The following is a 19556-nucleotide window of genomic DNA, read 5'->3' as shown; positions in this document are numbered from 1 at the left end:
ATTAAGCTAACGGGCAGTTTAGCTTCAGGTGAATAGAGGTCTTGATAAGCTTAATGTCGAAAAGAATGTATAACCGCATAAAACAGAAGGAGAGGTACTTTGAAAAAAATTAGGGAAGCAACAAAAGAGGAAATGATAGAAATTTATAAGATGGGTTATGATGTTTGGGGAGATAATCTGCCATATGAAGAATATATAACTATGTGCCAGGCCTCCAATAAGTATAAAAAGGGAAAGTGGTACGTTCTTGAAGCAACAGATACAAAGCAACTATTAAGCTCCCTCATCGTATATGAACTAAATCTTTCTGAATACCAAATTGTAAAAGGGATTGGTTCAATCGCTACCCCTTTATATTTAAGAAAAAAAGGATATGCTTCTTTATTGGTCAAAGAAACGATAAATAAACTTGAACAGGAAGAAAAGTGTAACAACTTTTTCCTTTATAGTGATATTGGGATAGAATTTTACAAAGGATTAGGTTTTATTGTACTACCTAATGATAGTCAAAAATATAAAGACAGTGTTTGTATGTATTACTCAAATGAAAATGATATCGACTCCATATCACTTGATATCCCCGATTACTTTTAAAGCACATCCTTATTGAAGTAACGGGACACGATAGTTGAATAACAGACAATGATGAGCAGGAGCTACGTAGCCTGCTCTTTTTTATTAAGCTAACGGGCAGGATAGTTACAAAATGTGGTATTATAAAGGGTGCTAAAATCGTATTGAAAATCTGAATCATCTCACTCCAATTTAAAGGAGCTTTTATAATGAAAGCTGTGAATGCTACAAAGGATGATCTGAACGAATGGTTGGAATTAGCTTCTGAAGTTGAATACCTCTTTGGTCCAATGGTAAGTGATCCAAAATTTATTCAGGCACTTGAGAAAAATATTAATCAATGTAACGCATTCTGTGTGAGGGAGAACGATGGATTACCTGGATCACGCTTACTGGGTGGAGTTTTATTTTCGTCAGCAGGTGCCCCAAGCTACAAGATTGGATGGTTAGCGGTTTCATCTCGAGCGAGAAACAAAGGTATAGCAACGGAACTACTGCGACATATATTGAAACTTGTTGAAGTACCAGCAGAAGTATCAGTTACTACATTTGGTAATGATATCCCAGATGGACGACCTGCGAGAAACTTATATCAGAAGTTTGGATTTGTGTCTCAAATAGAGTCAATTCCAAATGGTCCAGAAGGCGGTAGTCGTCAAAAATTCAAGCTGATCACTACACAGAAGTCCTAAGCTAACGGGACACGAGAGTTGAATATCACTTATTGTTGAGCAGGCTACTGCAGCCTGCTCATTTTATTAAGTTAAAACAAAACTTTATCTTGAATCCCCCTCAAAACCACCATATTATTTATATTTTATTAAGGGGTGAAGGGGAATTGAATAATGCCTGTTTCATAGATTTCATTCCTTAAGGCCCGTAACATCAGGTAGTCGAGTCGAGTACCATCTACAGGATATTCTCCGTTCGCGCCATCTTTATTGCTTCTTCGCGGTTGTTGACGCCGAGCTTCGAGTAGAGAATCGAGCAGTAATTGCGGATCGTTCCCTCCGATAAAAATAACTTGACAGCGATCGATTTGTAGCGAAGTCCGTCCGACAGATGACCCAGAATTTCCATCTCGCGTTTCGTAAGCCCGTACGGATAGTTTTCCAGACTTGAGCCGATCTTTTTCAACTGCTCACGTTGACGCTTCATCTCTTCGAAAACTCGCGTCGCAACCGATTGGTCGATCCAGGTTCCTCCGTTATAAATAAGTTTTAAGACTTCCTTCATCTCCCGTGGATGAATCGACTTCAGCATGTATCCTTCCGCCCCGCACTCTAATGCAGTTGCTGCCTGCAAGGAATCCTCGAAGGTTGTCATGAACACAACCTTCATTAGAGGCCATCGTTGTTTTACCTCGAGTAAAGTTTCAAGCCCGCCCATTCCTTGCATACGAATTTCCATTAGCACAATATCCGGATGGGATCGCTCACAATGTTCTAATGCTTCTCGCCCGTCACCTGCCGTACCAACGACGATAAAATCAGCATGCTGATCCAAAATCTGCTTCAAGCTGTCGGCTATGATCACCTGATCATCAACGATCAGCAGGCGGATCGCGTCATGTACAGGTTCTGTCTGCAACGGAATATGACAGATGATAAATGTCCCTTGACCCGACCCGGATTGTATCGACAGTATGCCGTTAAATTGTTCAAGCCGTTCCTTCATCCCACTCAGCCCAAATCCGAATTGGATTTCTTCCATGCCGATGCCGTTATCTTCAATCTGTAACCGGAGTTGCTGACTATCGAAATGCATCTGAACAGATATCACGTTCGCTTGACCGTGCCGAACTGCGTTGGTTAGAGATTCTTGAAGGCAGCGATGTAGACAAAAGTTTATTTTTTGCATCACGAGGATCTCACTGCCGATCACACGGAATTTGACCGTTGTACCTGTCGACTTCATGAACTCTTCGATTAACTGCTGTAACGACTCACTTAACGAATGGCTGAGCGGAGCATGAGAGAGCTGGTGCAGATGTTTTCGGATATCAACCAGACTGTGCTGAGCGATACCGACAAGCGAATCAATCCTCTCGATCTGCGAATTCGGTACGGTCGATCGCAGCGATTCGACACCGATGATAAGCGAGGTAAGCGAATGGCCAATCGTGTCATGCAGCTCATGTGACAGTCGGCTGCGCTCCTCGAGCAGCGTAAGCTCCTCAATCCGCTTAATATGCTGCTCCAGTAACTGATTCTGCTCTTGAATGATTCGGGCTTGCTGATGGGACTGAACTAAGATATTGAACGCAAAGCCGATGGCAAAACCTAGGCTGCAGCTAACGATGAACTCAACCGGGAGAAGATCAGCGATCCAACCGTTCAATAACGGGAATACGATTCCGCAGAGGATCCCTGTCCACACATAAGTTGTTCGACTGCTCGCCAATCCGATCGTTATCACGAGCAAGACAAATGACCATAGCAGTCCTGGAGCTGCGTAGGCTAAATAAAGATAAAAAAAGCCCGTTGCCATGACTTCAATAGGAAGATACCAAGCTTCTTTTCTATAGCGGACGATGAATGGAACGAGGTAAATGACGAGAGCAAAAGAAAGTACAAACCCAAGCGACCCAGTGATCAAGGACGGATCAACAAAACCAGCGCTTGCGATAATGACCAGCCAAATTGTTCGTATGGCTACAAGTATCCAATCATACCAGAACCATTTTTTCATGATAGAGAACACGAATTATGCACACCTGCTTGTATTTATTTGATCATCGATTTCTGATGGATTCAGACCCTATCATGCATCATTACATCTTGAGTCGTCAAGCGAAAAGGGGAGAACGGTTGGGAGCTTGGCTGCAGCAAGCACGTCACATGAGTCATTGAACATTTGTCATATAGCTATGTGACAAGATATAAGGGCGATGTCATCAAAAGTTTGGCGGTTTCATCAATAGCCGTTTTTACAATTTCGGGGGTAAGGTGAAGGAGTGAATCAATACAACATTCCAAAAAATAGGAGCGATGCATTATGAAATCATTCATCAAGCACAAAAGAGTTGCACTTACGTTAACAGCGATATTGGCGGTTGCACCGGTATTCCCTGCTTATGGAACGCTGCACGCCGCGGGTCACACGGCAACCTATCAAGCGATCGATAAAGCTGCCAATAGCGACAATATTCCAGGCGTTGTCGTTACCGTGAAGAAAGGAGATGCGAGCTGGTCTTATGCTTCCGGTGAAGGGAATATCGAAAGAAACCATAAAGTAGACGCCGACTCCGCATTCCGAATCGGAAGTACAACAAAGACGTTTGTCGCTACGGTTGTCTTGCTGCTTGCCGGTGAGAAGAAGCTGTCCCTTGACGATACGGTAGAGAAATGGCTTCCGGGGCTGGTACAGGGCAATGGGCACGACGGCAATAAGATTAAGATTCGTCAATTGTTGAATCAAACAAGCGGACTTCCAGACTACTTGACGCCAGAGCTAAAAACGATATTACTCACGAATCCAGACGGAAATTATACAGCCGAACAGTTAGTAGCCATCGGATTGAAGCAAAAACCGGTAACGGGGTGGGCATACTCGAACACAAATTACGCGATTCTGGGACTCATTATCCAGAAAGCTACCGGGGAAACCTATGCAGAGCAGATTAAGAAGCGAATTATTGAACCGCTTCAATTGAAAGAAACATTCCTCCCAGGCAACTCGATGGATATTCCGAAAAAAAATGCCCGCGGCTACTTGGACACGGGAAATAAATTAGTAGATATAACGCTGCTCAACCCATCGATTGCAAATGCTGGCGGGGACATCATCTCGACAGGGGAAGACATGACGACGTTTTTCCGTGCCTTACTTGGTGACAAGCTGTTGACACCGGAGATGAAGAAGGAGATGATGACCAGCACAGCCGATTCCCCATTTGGGCAGTATGGACTTGGCATCTATCAAACAAAGCTGCCTAACGGTACCTACGTATGGGGACATGGCGGCGGTATTCCCGGATTTACTAACTTTGCGGGTGGAACGGAAGACGGTGAACATGTCATCTCGATCAATATCAATGTACTGGGTGATGCGGTTAAACACATTGACAATATTATAGCATCGGAGTTCGCAAGCGAACCAAAAAAAGAACTCACGGAAAAGGAAAAGAAAAGCAAGCATCGGGAAGATGTCAAACGCGTCATGGATGAAGTGATTACAAGCAAACGCGTCCCAAGTGTCGTGGCGGGCGGGCTGCAGGATGGGAAACGCTGGTCCTACGCTACAGGTACAGCCAGTTACGAAGTACCAAGCCGGGTAGAACCAGATTTTTCATTCCGTATCGGAAGCGTCACGAAGACGTTCACCGCTTCCGTTGTATTGCAGTTGGCTGAGGAGAAACAATTGAGTCTGGATGATTCAGTCGAAAAATGGCTACCAGGCGTCGTAAAGGGGAATGGGTATGACGGTAACAATATCAAGATTCGTCAGTTATTGAACCATACAAGCGGGCTTGCGAGCTATACGGATGATAATTTGCGGGATATAATCTTACCTCAAAATCCTTTCCGTTACTATTCCGTCGACGATCTTAACGGCTTGGCACTTGCAAAACCGCCTGTATATGCACCGGGGAAGGGATGGAACTATTCCAACGTCAATACGGTACTTGCCGGCAAAATTATTCAGAAGGTAACCGGGGATACGTATGCGGAACAGATCAGGAAACGGTTCATCGAACCGCTCGGGCTGACGGAGACGTTCGTCATGGAGAATAGCTCCCATATTCCGGGTAAGCATGCCACGGGATATAATATGGATAGATCGGGTCATTTGTATGATTTGACTGAAATGAATCAATCCTGGGCAAATGCAGCCGGAGATATAGTATCAAACGTCAAAGATTTGACCACCTTCTTCAGTGCGCTGCTAGGCGGAAAGCTACTAAATCAAGAGATGATGGACCAGATGCTCACAACAGTAGATTCACCTATGGGTAAAGTCGGACTAGGGATTTTTGAAGGGAAAACACCGGACGGGCAATCCTATTGGGGGCATGCCGGCGGTACTTTCGGATTCGAGACGAGAGCCTTCGGACCTCTAGGTGGGAAGCATATTTTGGTAACGGCCATCAACTCGGTAGGACCGGACGCTACTGCGGCTCACATTAAATTACTCAACAAAGAGTTTGGCCGTTAAGTTTAAAGCTGACATCGCGCTCATTATTTGAGGGCGGGTGTCGGTTTTCTTAAGCGAATCGTAGTTGTCGCAGGACAAGAACATATACGCTTATGAAGTCGCGGAATTTAATGATGTAGGTTCTTATCCCAGGGGAAAGGACAAGAACTTATATTCATAGACGATACGATCACGAAACTAGTGAAAGCGGAATTGATCGATTCGGCTTCAGGCATATTAAAATGCTAATCAAAGATTCGCCGAAGAAGCTGTATTTCATGTAAAATAGTCAATGCATGTGAGATATAAATACTTAACTTATGGAGTCGATGAGAATATAGGGAATATTCGCGTACTTGTAGCTGATGATGAAAAAGAAATACGCGACTTGGTCAAAAATTATTAAAAGAGTGACTGTAATTTTAGGTGATAATTGAACTCATGGGACACGATAGTTTAATAGAACAGCGGTAGTCCATAATAAAGCCACCGAGTGAAATCGCGAAGTGGATAAGATTTAGAATCTTGATTGTTCTGTCGGGCAGCATATCTGACCTCCACCTCATGGACAGGTTGAATGTAGGAAAATGGGACGTAGACTTTGTGAGACATGGGAGGGTAGACCGCCATGAGCCCATGTGGAGATCCATTTTACCGAAGCAACCACTTTTTACGTGAAGACTTTTTGTGAATTCAAAAGGCCCATTAAAGAATTTCCGAAGAAGTAAGTTTATTTGGTATTGAAGCAAAATATGAACTTATGGATAATGGGGAACGAAAATTCAGCGAACTATGAAATAATGAATTATCATTTTTTCTTCAAGGATAAACAAATTCTATTTATTTATGGAACAAGAATAATGTATTTATGCGGGTTCTGAGCTTCACTAATTATGAAATATCACAGTATGTGATGGATCGCAAAAGCTGCGAAAAAATCTACAAATGTTTACAAAAGTGAATCACACAATGATGAGCAGGTCTGTAACAGGAAACATTCGGGCTGTGATCGTGAAAGAGGATGGTGTAGCGTACACGTTGACGTACGAGAGCGGCATTTAATGTGAAATAAATACGTACTTAAGAAAAGCCTTAAAGCCTCAATGACAGTCAAATGTCAGAGAGGCTTTTTTTACTGGAAAATGCTCATTTCTTTGCCCGATTTCAAGGGAGATCGAAAGGAGTATGGGGGGATATACAAAGAAGTTGTTTATGGTTGGTAAGATATCTCAAATCTGTTACGCTAACGAGACACGATAGGGAAATATAAAATCACTTATGTAATAATCTGTTATAATTATATCGATGAAGGGGTTGTTATAATGATAGATGAAAACAAACCGTTCTCTCATTCAGCGGATTCTTATGGGTCTAAAGCTAACTTTGATGTGAACGAAAAGAAACTCCATTCTCAAGGTGTTTCTGGTCTTTTTCGTCAAATTACAAATTTGCTTATTTTAGTTGGAATCCTAGCCCTTATTGTTATTTTGGTCAGAATATTTTGATTATTGGCATATATATACTTGAAAGCTTTAAGCGATAAAATGGCTAGAACGTTGAAGGTTTCAACCATCAACGTTCTTTTAGGTTTATATCAACTAGATCGGGGAGGACTAGAGCTATGTCAAGTGGAGCGAAAAGGCTCTTTAAGATATTTGCGAAGAAAATTAAAGAATCGATGGGAGCAGGTCAATATCAAGCAAATGGAATAAATATCTCCTGTGTTCATTGTCAATATGATAAATTCGAACACGGATATGCACAGTTAAATACAGCTTTCTTAAGTTTTTTAAATCTCGATTTTGCCAATCGGTCAGCGAATATATTAACTTGTCACCGTTGTGGTTATGTCCATTGGTTTAATAAAAATATCAAAAGAGTGTATAGCTGACAGAATTGTTATTTAGGTGATTATTGAACTCGAAACATTATATCGAAATGACAACAGACTTCCGATAACATTGGCAGCCTTATCAGCTAACGGGCAGGAAAGCGTAGAGTTCTATTAAAAGAAAATATTTACAAATAAGAACAATTGTTCTATTGTGAAAGAGTGAACTTATTACATAGGGGGCTCATGGAAATGATAAATCGAATTTCAACGCCGTTTAGCTATTCGTCTGCTGTTGAGGCTGGAGATTATGTATTTCTAGGATTACATAGAGGTTTTGGAGTAACCTTTACCGAGCAGATTCACAATACTTTTTCACACTTAAAAGACACACTCAATCAACTCGATGTACCACTTGAAAACGTTGTGAAAGTTAATGTTTACCTCAAAAATATTAAGGATTTACCCGAAATGGAACAAGTTTTTTGCGAGTATTTTGAGAATGACAAATTCCCTGCAAGAATGACATCCACAACAGAGTTCATCGATTCAGATTGTCTTATGATGATTGACGGAATAGCGTACAAAGGATTGAACTAACGGGACACGATAGTTGAATAACACACAATGATGAGCAGGAGCTACGTAGCCTGCTCTTTTTTATTAAGCTAACGGGCAGAGATAGTTTAGCTATAATTAATCTTTACCAGCCATGACCTCATCCAGCTTGTTATTATTATACGTGGAAGTGCAATCTACTAAATATGTATTAGGGAGATAAATTGATGAGCTCAAATACTCATTCCACTTGTGAAGAAAATGTGTTTAAGATTGACTGTAAGGATATTATTTTAAGAGAATACAAAATTGAGGATTTGGACGACCTGCAAGACATTACCTGGCAACCTCATTTTTATGAATTTTTGATTGATTGGAACGTATCCAGGGAACAACGGGAAGAATGGATAATGAATTATGAAATACCAGATAACAAACGGTTTCTAAATGCTGTATCAAAAGATGGAGATATAAGAGAACTCCGTTTGCGATTGGGTATAATATCCAAAGAGACTGGTGAGTTTATCGGCGTATGTGGTACAGGAATATTGGATAAAGTGCCATCACCCAATAGAGAGATTTTTTATGGGATCTCAAAAGACCATACAAGCAAGGGTTACACGACCCAAGCCGCAAAAGGGTTAATTAAGTATTTGTTTGAGAGCACCAACGTCGAGGAACTCATCGCTATAGCTCAGATACGTAACGTCCCATCGAATAAAGTGATACAAAAATGTGGTTTTGAATTTCAAAACAATATTGAGATTGAAAATAGGCAATATAATTATTACAAACTTAGAAAGAGTTAGTTGAATAACGGGAAACTAAAGGGTTGCCATGCGACAGCAATTAGTTACGCTAACGGAGAAATTTAGTTGAATAATACACATTGATGAGCAGGAGCTACGTTAGCCTGCTTTTTTCATTGAACTAACGGGCAAGATTCCATAATAAGTTAAAAAGTACACCTCTAGATAGATCTAAACTAGCAAGCGGTCTTTCTCTGTTAAAATAATCCTTTCACAACAATAATGGTCATCCTTATTTTGAAAATAAGAAAGCAGAGCTACCTTTTTGATTCTTTATACAGCTCATTTATGATTAACATAGAGTAAATCGTACGAAGTATTCGGTTGTGGAATAGCAGTATTTCTATACATAAAAATCCCGACTTATCTATGAAATAAAGAGATAATTCGGGATTTATTTTGAAAGGTAAAAAAGTACATTCCTTGATTATTGTCGGAATGACTGTTAATGAATTCTATTTGTACAAGTTGTTATAAACGTTATGAAAACACCTTTTAATTAAGGTGCTTTCATAATTATTAGTGCTCTTACAATGTAGTAATAATCGGTCCATCCTTCGTAAGAATAATCGTATGTTCGTATTGAGCTACAAAGCTTTTTTCTGTAACAAAGGTCCAGCCGTCTTCTTTTTGGAATACTTCTTCTTCAATGGTCGAGATAAATGGTTCGAATGCGATAACCATCCCCTCCTTTAATAATTCATCATCCCATGTATCATAATAATTATAAATGTGGTCAGGTGCTTCGTGTATTGTACGTCCAATACCATGTCCTGTAAGGTTTTTGATAACAGTTAATCCATTCTCTCTCGCTGTTTGGAATACTACTTTTCCGATTCCACTTTTTTTTGAACCAGGTTTTGCTTTCTTAAGCCCTGCTTCAAATGCCTTTTTAGCAACTTCGCATATTTTCGTTAATACTTCTTCTCCTTCGCCTACTACAAACGAGATTCCTGTATCTGCGAAATACCCGTTTTTGGAACCAGAAACATCTATATTTACTAAATCCCCTTCATGAATAACCCGATGACCCGGAATACCATGTGCCACTTCTTCATTAACACTAATGCAAGTATAGCCAGGAAAATCATACTCACTTTTTGGGGCTGAAACTGCACCTGCTCTCTCTAAAAACTCTCCAGCTATATCATCAAGTTCTTTGGTCGTTATGCCAGGAATTGTTCTTTGTACCAATTCATCTCTAATGGAGGCAACAATTTTGCCAATTTCCTTCAAACCATTAAAATCTTCTTCTGTTTTTGCAATCATCGTATATCCTCACTTTTTAAAGTATCTTATGATTAGTATTCCATTTAGATTCTAGCATAAACGGAACGGCTTTTTCTTCAACTAAACTGCCCGTTACTTTAAGTACATTCTTCACAATCTCTTCTCCATATTATCATAAATATCCAGTTCCTTTTCTAGAAAAAGTACGGAAAACGTTTATACTCCTATATATGCAGCAAAAGCCGCGTATAACGAAACATTTTATAATGTTTTTGTAGATAACTTAGGCAGTAAAGTCGAAGCTCCTGCAAATTATTCGTGGATGTATACTTCGGACACTGTTGGATCTTATTATAAAGAAGGTCAATATAATTTTTTGGACCAAGAAGGTGATAGCCTAAAGCGTTTTGATATGTATACATTAATTAAAGCTTTTCCAGATGAAACCTTAAAGTGCTACCCAGAAGTTTTAATTTATGACGCTACTGAAAACCAATGGTATTTATTTAGCGATAAGGAAAGAAAGTCCATTAACCAATTACTTGAAAATGGTTTCTTCAAAATCATCAGTAATACGATTGTTTAGTGTAGAAAAAGGAGAAAAATTCATATTAAAAGTAAGGAAGCTAACGGGGAACGATAGTTTAATTATGAAGAGGCAGTCTAGGACCTTTTATTTATACGTCTTGGACTGCCACTGTGTGTTTAGTTGAAGAGTATAAAAATTATTGTTACAATAAATAGGAACATACATTCTGTTTGTTGTCTAACGAAAACGTTCTTGTAACCATTGCTTGGAGATCTTATAAAACCTACGCAAAAGAACAAGGTTAAGAGCATTATCAGATTAAATCAGAGGATGGGAAAAACGTTGTTAAAAGTATTTATCACATTCAAAATGTGAATGCTATCCATTCTCGTTTGAAACAATGGATAGACTGCTTTAAAGGTGTAGCTACCAAATATCTTGATAATTACCTTGCTTGGTTCTTATTCGTTGATAGTCGTAGTAATGAAAGCAGTAAACAGCGTATTTAAGAATTTCTACTAACGTCATTTGTATTTGAAATGACAGATACTTATATAGCCTACGGTTATCTAAATTCGTTGTCTAATCCTTATTCAACAGGGCAGAAGAAACAATATCTGAATGATAATAGGAGGAAGAGTTATGTCAAATAACGTAAAACAGAGAAGAATAATTTTAGATTTAGCAGTTACTTTAGATGGGTTTATTGAAGGGAAAAATGGAGAAGTTGATTGGTGCATTATGGACCCTGATATGGGGTTCACTAATTTCTTGAATCAAATTGATACTATTTTATATGGTAGAAAAAGTTATGATTTATGGGGACAATATATTCCAAAAACTGAAGACTCTGATAGCGAAAAAGAAATTTGGGAATTGGTTCATAGTAAAGAGAAATATGTGTTTTCCAGAACACAAATAGGGACTGATAATCGAGCAATATTCATAAATGAAAATATTCTTGAAGAAGTAAATAAATTGAAGAATAAGCCTGGTAAAGACATCTGGCTATATGGAGGAGCAAGTCTCATTACAACTTTTATAAATTTAGGGCTTGTTGATGAATTTAGATTATCTATTCACCCTGTTATTTTGGGAGAAGGAAAACCGGTGTTTATTGATATAAAACAGAGGTTAAATTTAAAAATGGTTAATACAAGAACTTTCTCTTCTGGCGTTGTGCAACTAATCTATCATTGGAATGGTAATTAATAATATGGAGATTATCGTTTAGATCTTACATTGAAAGGAACTAGGAACTTCAATAAATTTGTGGAACTACCTAATGAGTTAAAAATTAAAAACATCTTTTATCAATACTACCTTTATGATTTTAGCCAGTATACTGAGGAAGATTTGGAGTTGAATGGACAGTTTAATATTGACTTAGATCATTATCTATCAAGGATCTGATCACGTGAAAGAACCTGCCCAGAATGCTCTATCAATAGATTTAGTATAGGTTTGACATCTACTTTTATATCTTTATATGTTGCACTATAAGCAGAGAAGTCTACTTTGACATCCTGGCAGACCCATACTTCTCTATTATAATGGTGCTTGCCTCTTCGCAATAAAGCCTCAATACGTTTTTCTAGAATGACAAGGGAAAAAGGTTTACTCATATAGTCATCTACTTGCTCATCAAAACTCATAATTTGCGTATATTCATCATCCATTGCAGTCAACATTAAAACGGATGTTTGACTATACTTCCTAATTGTATGCAGAACCGTGAAACCATCTGCTTTTGGAAGCATAATATCTAGAATGACTAAATCAAAATCTGTTGTACTTTCAAATACTTTAATTGCTTCTTCTCCATCACCAACGGGCACGACGTGGTAACCTTTTACTTTCAGAAACTCCGCAATACCTTCACGGGTTATTTCTTCATCTTCCACTAATAATATTTTTTCTTTCATAGCAGTTCCTCTTTTACTGTAAATTTTGATCGAACTCATTATTCTCATAGTGAACATAATCTTATTTTCACCAATAACGCAATACTTCCATTCGCTTTGATTCAAAAACTTGTTCTGAAACCTAATGGAATGTTACTACTGGCGGCTGCAGGTTGTAGCTTCCGAGTAGAGAAAGAACTTTTGGCATTGGACATCTAAAGCTCGTTCAACTAACGGGCAGTTAACTTCAACAAACAATAGTGAATTTATGGTACATTTATTTTCTAACGGGCATCGGGTGTTTACTTGAACGGACGTTATTTGAAGGGAAGTAAGATCGTGGCGGTAGATCGTGAGGAAGACCTTTATGAAATGGAGGGACGTATCATGAGTGAAATAGAAGAAGTGCTGCCAGGCGGGAATGTCAACAAGGTTGTACGAGTAGGCGATACCATACGCCGAAGTGCTAACAACAATCCGTATGTAAATGATCTTTTGCTTCATTTGGAAAAAAGCGGGTTCTACAATGCCCCATGTTTTCTCGGCATGGATGAACAGGGGCGCGAAATGTTTACTTTTATCCCAGGTGAGGTTCCTGGAAATGACTATCCGGATATAGCACCTTACATGTGGTCGGATGCTTCGCTTATAGAAATAGCGAAATTACAGAGGGAATTTCACGATGCAACACGAGGGTTTGTTTCCGAAGCAATGCCAAAAAACGCTTATCCAGATCCAATAATAAATGAAGTCGTTTGTCATAACGACGCGGCGCCGTATAATATCGTCTTTAGAGACCAGCACCCAATGGCGCTCATCGATTTTGACATGGCAAGTCCCGGCCCTCGTATTTGGGATATCGCGTATACACTGTACACAAGCGTTCCGCTTGCCAGTTTCGAGCCGGCTGCAGCCGATGCGGCAACGGTGCCTTATAGTCCCGATCTACATGCTGGAAATCGGCGTCGTCGGATTGCACTGTTTTTCGAAAATTATGGTATGGAAGCCCCGGATAACCTAAAGCAGTGGGTTATTGAGCGCCTTCAAGCTTTGTGTGCAACCCTTTCGCAAGGCGCAGCTAATGGGGAGGAAGCTTTTGTGAAAATGATTGAAGAGGGTCATTTATCGCATTATGAGCAGGAAATTAAGTTTTTGACTTTGCATTTCGACGAATGGACTATATATCCAGGTTAATATACAGTGAGCAATCATTGAACTTGCTCAGTACGATAGAAGAAGTTCGAGCACGGGTCTTCGCGTACAACATAAACTATATTAGTAGTAATGTTTTTAAGTATTGGCTATATGGCCTTGGCTCAGTAATGAGTATCCTTCTTATAGGAATATATTTTCTTCAGGGTATGTATAATCAAGATAAAAAAAATGAAATATTCAACGCGAAAAGTGATTATTTATTTTTTGTGATCCCATTCTCCTTAATAATTAATTACATTTTCGTTGTCCAACCGATAACTTATTGGACGGGGGATTTATTATCAGATTTATTTAATTCTGACAACCCAATAAAAGGGAGAGAAGATGATAAACTTGAAAGGAATAAATTCACGGATCGAATTGCTGAATGTATAGCAAATCAAGGGAATGAGAGCTTAACAATTGGAATATTTGGTGAGTGGGGCTCTAGAAAGAGTTCGGTATACTCGATGATTAAGACAGAAGTAGAAAATATAATGCAAAATCATTGCATAGTTTTCGATTTCAAACCATGGTATTTCGGACAAGAAAATCATGAAATAATTAGGACTTTCCTTTTTCAGCTTAGTGATGTAATTAAGAAGGATGAGGGTTTCGATCCGAAACTAGACAAGGAATTAAAAAAATATTTAGAGTACCTATCAACAATAAGTTTAAGACCAACCGGATCAATGATTTCTTTCAAAGATCTACTTGACAAATATTCACCAAGTAAGGATTCAGTTAAATTATCCGATGTTAAACAGAAAATAGAAGATATGTTACAGAAGTCCGACAAGAGAATTATTGTCTTTATTGATGATGTTGATCGTTTGGACCGTGATGAGATAAAGATGGTATTTAAACTAGTACGTCTGATTGCTGATTTCCCTAACATAACGTATTTGTTAGCTTTAGATGAAGAGGTTGTTTCAGATTCGTTATCTGAGATATATGATGAGGGAAGTTCTGAGATAAGAAGAGAGCAGGGACGACGGTACCTTGATAAATTCATTCAAATACCACTTTATTTACCTATACCTGATCAACAAAAGGTTAGTGAACTATGTTGGCAAGGAATAGAACCATTCTTAATAGAACATGGAATTATAAACATTGAGAAAGAATTGTTACCTCAACATATTCGTCACTTAGTATTTACACCTAGGAACGTATTTAGATTTATTAATCTGGCTAAATTTTTCATACCACTTTTGAAGGAAGAAGTTAATACGAGGGACCTGCTATATTTATTATTAATACAAATTAGCTCACCTAAATTATATAAATTTATAAGCGAGAATGGGCTGGTGCTGATAAATGATGTTGAAGAAAAGGATTTAGGGAATGTCCGTGAGCAATTTAATAATATGAAATTAGGGGGTTTTAACAGGTATGCGAATTTATTGAGTGACCTGTTTCCGTATTCCGAAAAATTATGTGATAGGAAGATTGCTAAAATTTCTACTCAACTGAAACAAAGCTGGTTCAATGAGAAGAGAATTTGTTCTGAGACATATTTTAATCAATATTTTATGTATAGCTTACCAAAGGGAGAAGTATCACACGAAAATTTAGAGCTATTTATTATGAAGTTAAGCGATATTAATACATCTTTTGATGATTTATATCAAGATTACATAAAAGTAATTAAGTTACATTCAATAAATGATGTGAATATTAAATTAGAGAGTAAGCTTTAATGATAGTAGTTCCTTAGTCCAAGTAAACCTTGTTAATATTGCGATAAAGCTATTCAGCGAGTTATATGGGAAAAGAGATAAAAGGTTGAAAGTGATAGTCTTGTTTTTCTAGTCAAGAGATTATCATATTCTATGAATGGTGCTTTAAATTCAACAAATTTATTGGAAGATGATTGCCATTTAGTTCTATTAGTAAATGTATTCAATTATTTAAAAAGGGAAGTTGATGATCAAGAACAACTGAATAAGCTCAAATTGCAGATACAATCACTATACAAAATTAAATTTAATATTAACTTTATGAAAGAAATCTACGACTCCGATGCAAAACTTTTGCTATTAATTTGGAATGATTTCGAAAATATAGATATTATTAAAAGTTACACATTCGATTGGTTTGGTGATAGGTCAGCACTTGAAGACTTTTTGGAATTGATCTTTGCTCATAAAGCTAATCTGAAAAATTATGAACAATTAGTATCAAATTTTGTTGGTTCTATCAACTACATGCCCGATTCTTTAGTGAAAACAATATTTTCTCAAAATAAGCCCTCTTCTGAAATGGAACTAATGGACTATAAGCTATCTGAGAAAACACCATTCACAGGTGAATTTATTTACGCAAAAAATATATTTTATAATTATGTAATAGATGAACTTCGTAATATTCAAGAAATAAGTGTTTCTAATCACCAATCAATGGGGAGACCTCTACCATTCATTGAAAATGGAATTAAACTAATAAAGAAATTTGGTAATAGCAAGCAAAAGGATAGTATTGAAAAAATTGAGAAAGAAATGGATGAATATATTAATGTTTATAATGAAGAGAGAGAGGCGGAAGAGGAATTTAGAAGAGAGATGAATGAAATAATAGATTTTTAAGGAGACGCAATGGGAAAACACATCGCCATCGTCATGGCCATTATTATTGCATGTATAGCCTGGGGAGCGGGGGCACTAACTGCATATGCCGGGAAGGCAAAGGATAACAACGAGTTCGGAATCACGATGAATAACAAGCCACTGGCGGTGAAAGCGATTATTATCGACAACACGGCATGGGTGCCGCTGCGTATGTTGCTTGCCACCATGGATATTTCTCTACCATACAATACGGAATCTGGGCAGATTTCTGCAATACTGCGAGGTGAGGAACTGCAATTCTGGAGCGGGGAGAATGAGTTGGTATATGGGAGGACGAGGTATTTTCTTGAGCAGCCGGTGTTCACTATAGAAGGAGCTGTCTACGCTCCATTGCGATTAATCGGTACTGTGGCCGGTTATGATGTGCAGTTCGATAAGAATAGACATACAGTTTCGATGATGGAATACGGGCTAGGACAGGACAAAGCGATCAACCAAGTAGTGGAACAATATTTTAAAAACATGGATCCTCAGCTACTTTCTTGGGATAATCCCGATTTGGAATACACCCCAGAGCTCAATTTGAGCGAGGTTCCTTACAGAAATTTCTCTGTTACTGCAGGTGAAATTAATTATACAGCGGCAAATGAAGCCGAAGTAACGGCAGAATGCAGAAGTGGAAGCGAGGTAATTCACGAAATCAAGGAAGTCACTTTTGCGTTGCGCAACGTAAATGGGGATTGGAAAATCGTTAAGGCGAGCTGGCTTCACTATAATATGGAACTTCCTGCCGATATCGACGAGACGGTGTTTAATCTAGCTGCAAGGCGTCCGCATGATGTTATGAAAATTTTAGAGGACACAAGGACATATTATCGGGCCATGAATGAAAAGGATTACGAAACTGTAATTGGATATATTTCACCTCGGTTTATAAAGGAACAGGGAACGAGCATTGTCGGTACCTATACGGATTTTCTCAAAGGGATTCTTGAAGTGTCTTCGGACTTCGAGATGCTTTTAAATGAACGGGTGGTTTTTGCCGGGGACAAGCAAGCAATCGTCCATGCCTTTGTAGAATGGAGCAATGAAACCGCAGGTAAAAAGAACGGACCATTTCTTTATGAAGAGTTGATTTATTTGGATCTGGTGGACGGCCGATGGACCCACTACGAAAGTTTTGCGATAGACAATGATTACTGATACATAACACTGGTTCCAAAGACTATACAATAAGGTGGATCCTTACCCCCACAGTTTGGATATATGATAGGTTAACCTTGAGGTCGGATGATATATTTAATGACTATCATATCCGGTATGTCCTGTATGCTCACGTGGCGATGAATCTGAACTTGCTAATCTTTCGGGAAATGAAATCTTATCATTATGTATAGTGTAACTCTATTCGAGGCGTAATGAAGGAGACCACTGAAAAAGTCCACACGCATTTGTGTAGGAGGCCGCTACGATAACGGATTGTCCTTCCGATCGCTGTTGCCCTCCGATTTCTTGATTATATACCGCATGGCGGTTGAAATCAGAGGGCAAAGGCGAACGCTTACGCTTCTTCAGGACAATTTCGTCACCTGCGCTACTTCGTACATTAGAACTTATTATCTGCAAGTATGGATTATGGATTTGAGGCATACTTTGCACTATATATTCGTGCGAAAGATGCCTCTTTTTTTTATAATTAAGCTATCAATTTCAGGCGGTGTTCAGAATGATTTCTAATATTTAATGTTGAAATCCATTTTCGATGTGTCCGATGTGGATATCGTAGAACGATCAAAATATGACATGTCTTTCAAATACTTCTTAGATACGGCGCCGCGTTTTGCCGGTTTCCTGGCGATCGATGCCCCGATGCCGCTGCTAGCGCCTGTCACCAAGGCCACTTTGCCGGTCATACTCTCTTTCTCATTCCAAGATAGCTGTAAATCATTCAGATTCATTTCACACCCTCCCGGATTCCGACCTTATTTTGTTAAAAGCACGCGGTGAACACCAAGACTGCCTCCAGGTGCCGTTCCTATATATAAATATCCATTATGGCTTGCAGCCGTCGTTACGCCATACAGTTTGCCTTCCGGATCATGCCAGCTTCCGATAAGCGTTCCCTGCGGGCTCAGCTCCACAGCAAGCCCATGCTTCACCGGTGCACTTGCACCGCTAAGCAACGACTCCGGCAGTTTGGCCATGGTACTGGCTAACCAAGGGTTGCTATGCATCTGATCTACAAAAGAAATGCGAGTTGTGAAGATACCGACCCAGAAATGACCTTGCTCATCACGCGTAATGTTGTCTGGAAAGCCTGCGAGATTGTCCGCAAAAATATCAGATGTCCCTTTCTTTGGACCCTTGAGCCAGTATCTGGTCAATTGATAATGATACGATTCCGCCACAAGCACAAAATCTTCATCCGCAGACAAGGAAACCCCGTTTGCAAAATAGAGGTTTTCTAACAGGACAGTCGTCTGCTTAGTCATTGGATCGTACTTCAGCAAACGTCCATGCGGCTTGTTCTCGGCAATTTCTTTGAAGGTCACGCTGCCATAGTTCGAGGTATCGGAGAAATAAATTGCGCCGTCCTTGGCAATATCAAGCTCGTTAGCTAAATAGATCGGCTTTCCGTCCACTTGATCGGCCAATACCTCTATGCTCCCGGATGGATTTATAGATAGCAGTCCCTTCTTGACATCAGTAACGATCAAATTTCCATTGGCATCGAATATGAGCCCATTAGGCGTTCCTTTGGTGTCTGCAAACACTTGCGCCTTTTGCGGGTTTCCCTCTGCATCGAAAGGAACCTTATAAATTTTACCATTGGAATCTCCAGTGTATAGCTGGCCTTCTTTATCGAATGTAATGAATTCCGGGAATTGAGGAGCATCAGTAACAAGCTGAGCAGAGCTGAGTTTATTGTTCTGTTTCCACGGACCCGCTTCCTCAAAAGAGGGAGCCGTCGGTGCGGACCATTTTGCCGGTTTGATCGGTGAAGGCAAAAGCAAGAAAACGAGTAGTCCTAGAACGAGCACCGCGAGCAGCGATAGCCCCCATCTGCATATCCTAGCACGTAGTGAGCGTTTCGGACGATTCACGCCTTCAGTAGATTTAACAGAGCTAACTTGTGTATTAGGCATTAGTGTGTCTCCTTTGTCATTTTAGTGAGATTTAGATTTGGACTACGATTTTACCAAAATACTGCTTTCCTTCAGC

At 39.3% G+C, this 19556-nt stretch carries 18 protein-coding genes and 1 pseudogene; 14 read left to right on the top strand and 5 right to left on the bottom strand.

The annotated features are described in order from the left end of the window. The first annotated feature begins 99 nt into the window (after positions 1-99). Positions 100-594: a GNAT family N-acetyltransferase gene (locus tag BW961_RS26995; RefSeq protein WP_083714061.1), complete on the top strand. Its 495-nt coding sequence runs from the start codon at positions 100-102 to the stop codon at positions 592-594. Positions 595-782: 188 nt separating this feature from the next. Then, the gene (locus tag BW961_RS26990) at positions 783-1265 is read left to right on the top strand and encodes a GNAT family N-acetyltransferase (RefSeq protein WP_068592120.1); all 483 of its coding nucleotides are present in this window, start codon (positions 783-785) and stop codon (positions 1263-1265) included. 217 nt (positions 1266-1482) lie between these two features. Here the strand turns inward: BW961_RS26990 and BW961_RS26985 are convergent, their stop codons facing one another. Continuing rightward, positions 1483-3276, bottom strand: coding sequence for a hybrid sensor histidine kinase/response regulator transcription factor (locus tag BW961_RS26985; RefSeq protein ID WP_068592122.1), 1794 nt, complete (start codon positions 3274-3276; stop codon positions 1483-1485). 294 nt (positions 3277-3570) lie between these two features. On the opposite strand from BW961_RS26985, the gene BW961_RS26980 reads away from it, so the two are divergent. The 5 genes from BW961_RS26980 (at position 3571) to BW961_RS26960 (ending at position 8907) form a co-directional block, all read left to right on the top strand. Beyond that, positions 3571-5730, top strand: coding sequence for a serine hydrolase domain-containing protein (locus tag BW961_RS26980; RefSeq protein WP_068592124.1), 2160 nt, complete (start codon positions 3571-3573; stop codon positions 5728-5730). Between the two features lie 1301 nt (positions 5731-7031). Further along, positions 7032-7214: a hypothetical protein gene (locus BW961_RS26975; protein ID WP_068592126.1), complete on the top strand. Its 183-nt coding sequence runs from the start codon at positions 7032-7034 to the stop codon at positions 7212-7214. 116 nt (positions 7215-7330) lie between these two features. Next, positions 7331-7600 carry a hypothetical protein gene (locus tag BW961_RS26970; RefSeq protein WP_068592128.1) on the top strand — a complete coding sequence of 90 codons (270 nt, stop codon included), beginning with the start codon at positions 7331-7333 and terminating at the stop codon, positions 7598-7600. Positions 7601-7792: 192 nt separating this feature from the next. Continuing rightward, positions 7793-8140: a RidA family protein gene (locus tag BW961_RS26965; protein ID WP_068592130.1), complete on the top strand. Its 348-nt coding sequence runs from the start codon at positions 7793-7795 to the stop codon at positions 8138-8140. A gap of 185 nt (positions 8141-8325) precedes the next feature. Further along, entirely contained in the window at positions 8326-8907 is a 582-nt protein-coding gene (locus BW961_RS26960; protein WP_068592132.1) for a GNAT family N-acetyltransferase, read from the top strand. A 528-nt stretch (positions 8908-9435) separates the two neighbouring features. On the opposite strand, the gene map is transcribed toward BW961_RS26960, so the two are convergent. Beyond that, on the bottom strand, positions 9436-10176 hold the full coding sequence (map, locus tag BW961_RS26955; RefSeq protein ID WP_076577065.1) for a type I methionyl aminopeptidase: 741 nt from the start codon (positions 10174-10176) through the stop codon (positions 9436-9438). A gap of 337 nt (positions 10177-10513) precedes the next feature. On the opposite strand from map, the gene BW961_RS26950 reads away from it, so the two are divergent. From BW961_RS26950 to BW961_RS26940, 3 genes and pseudogenes are all read left to right on the top strand, one after another. Beyond that, positions 10514-10723 carry a hypothetical protein gene (locus tag BW961_RS26950; protein ID WP_068592136.1) on the top strand — a complete coding sequence of 70 codons (210 nt, stop codon included), beginning with the start codon at positions 10514-10516 and terminating at the stop codon, positions 10721-10723. 176 nt (positions 10724-10899) lie between these two features. Next, positions 10900-11252, top strand: a pseudogene (locus tag BW961_RS26945) (IS1595 family transposase); the annotation flags it as partial. A 56-nt stretch (positions 11253-11308) separates the two neighbouring features. Then, positions 11309-11878 (top strand): dihydrofolate reductase family protein, encoded by a 570-nt coding sequence (locus BW961_RS26940; RefSeq protein ID WP_068592138.1) that lies wholly within the window; start codon positions 11309-11311, stop codon positions 11876-11878. A 182-nt stretch (positions 11879-12060) separates the two neighbouring features. On the opposite strand, the gene BW961_RS26935 is transcribed toward BW961_RS26940, so the two are convergent. Beyond that, positions 12061-12591 (bottom strand): response regulator transcription factor, encoded by a 531-nt coding sequence (locus tag BW961_RS26935; RefSeq protein WP_068592140.1) that lies wholly within the window; start codon positions 12589-12591, stop codon positions 12061-12063. Positions 12592-12957: 366 nt separating this feature from the next. Between BW961_RS26935 and BW961_RS26930 the strand changes: the two genes are divergently transcribed. From BW961_RS26930 to BW961_RS26915, 4 genes are all read left to right on the top strand, one after another. After that, positions 12958-13764, top strand: coding sequence for a phosphotransferase (locus BW961_RS26930; protein ID WP_068592142.1), 807 nt, complete (start codon positions 12958-12960; stop codon positions 13762-13764). A 167-nt stretch (positions 13765-13931) separates the two neighbouring features. Then, positions 13932-15467 (top strand): KAP family P-loop NTPase fold protein, encoded by a 1536-nt coding sequence (locus BW961_RS26925; RefSeq protein WP_169810364.1) that lies wholly within the window; start codon positions 13932-13934, stop codon positions 15465-15467. A 132-nt stretch (positions 15468-15599) separates the two neighbouring features. Beyond that, positions 15600-16352 (top strand): hypothetical protein, encoded by a 753-nt coding sequence (locus BW961_RS26920; protein WP_068592146.1) that lies wholly within the window; start codon positions 15600-15602, stop codon positions 16350-16352. Positions 16353-16361: 9 nt separating this feature from the next. Continuing rightward, positions 16362-17537, top strand: a complete 1176-nt coding sequence (locus BW961_RS26915; protein ID WP_068592148.1) for a stalk domain-containing protein — start codon at positions 16362-16364, stop codon at positions 17535-17537. Between the two features lie 530 nt (positions 17538-18067). On the opposite strand, the gene BW961_RS32030 is transcribed toward BW961_RS26915, so the two are convergent. Together BW961_RS32030 and BW961_RS26905 are read right to left on the bottom strand one after the other, a co-directional pair. Further along, positions 18068-18292: a hypothetical protein gene (locus tag BW961_RS32030; RefSeq protein WP_068592150.1), complete on the bottom strand. Its 225-nt coding sequence runs from the start codon at positions 18290-18292 to the stop codon at positions 18068-18070. Between the two features lie 24 nt (positions 18293-18316). Further along, positions 18317-19480: an SMP-30/gluconolactonase/LRE family protein gene (locus tag BW961_RS26905; protein WP_082867708.1), complete on the bottom strand. Its 1164-nt coding sequence runs from the start codon at positions 19478-19480 to the stop codon at positions 18317-18319. Between the last annotated feature and the right edge of the window lie 76 nt (positions 19481-19556).

Origin of the sequence: Paenibacillus macquariensis (assembly GCF_900156375.1) — a bacterium.
GTDB lineage: Bacteria > Bacillota > Bacilli > Paenibacillales > Paenibacillaceae > Paenibacillus_AQ > Paenibacillus_AQ macquariensis.
This window is presented reverse-complemented; position numbering and strand designations above follow the sequence as displayed.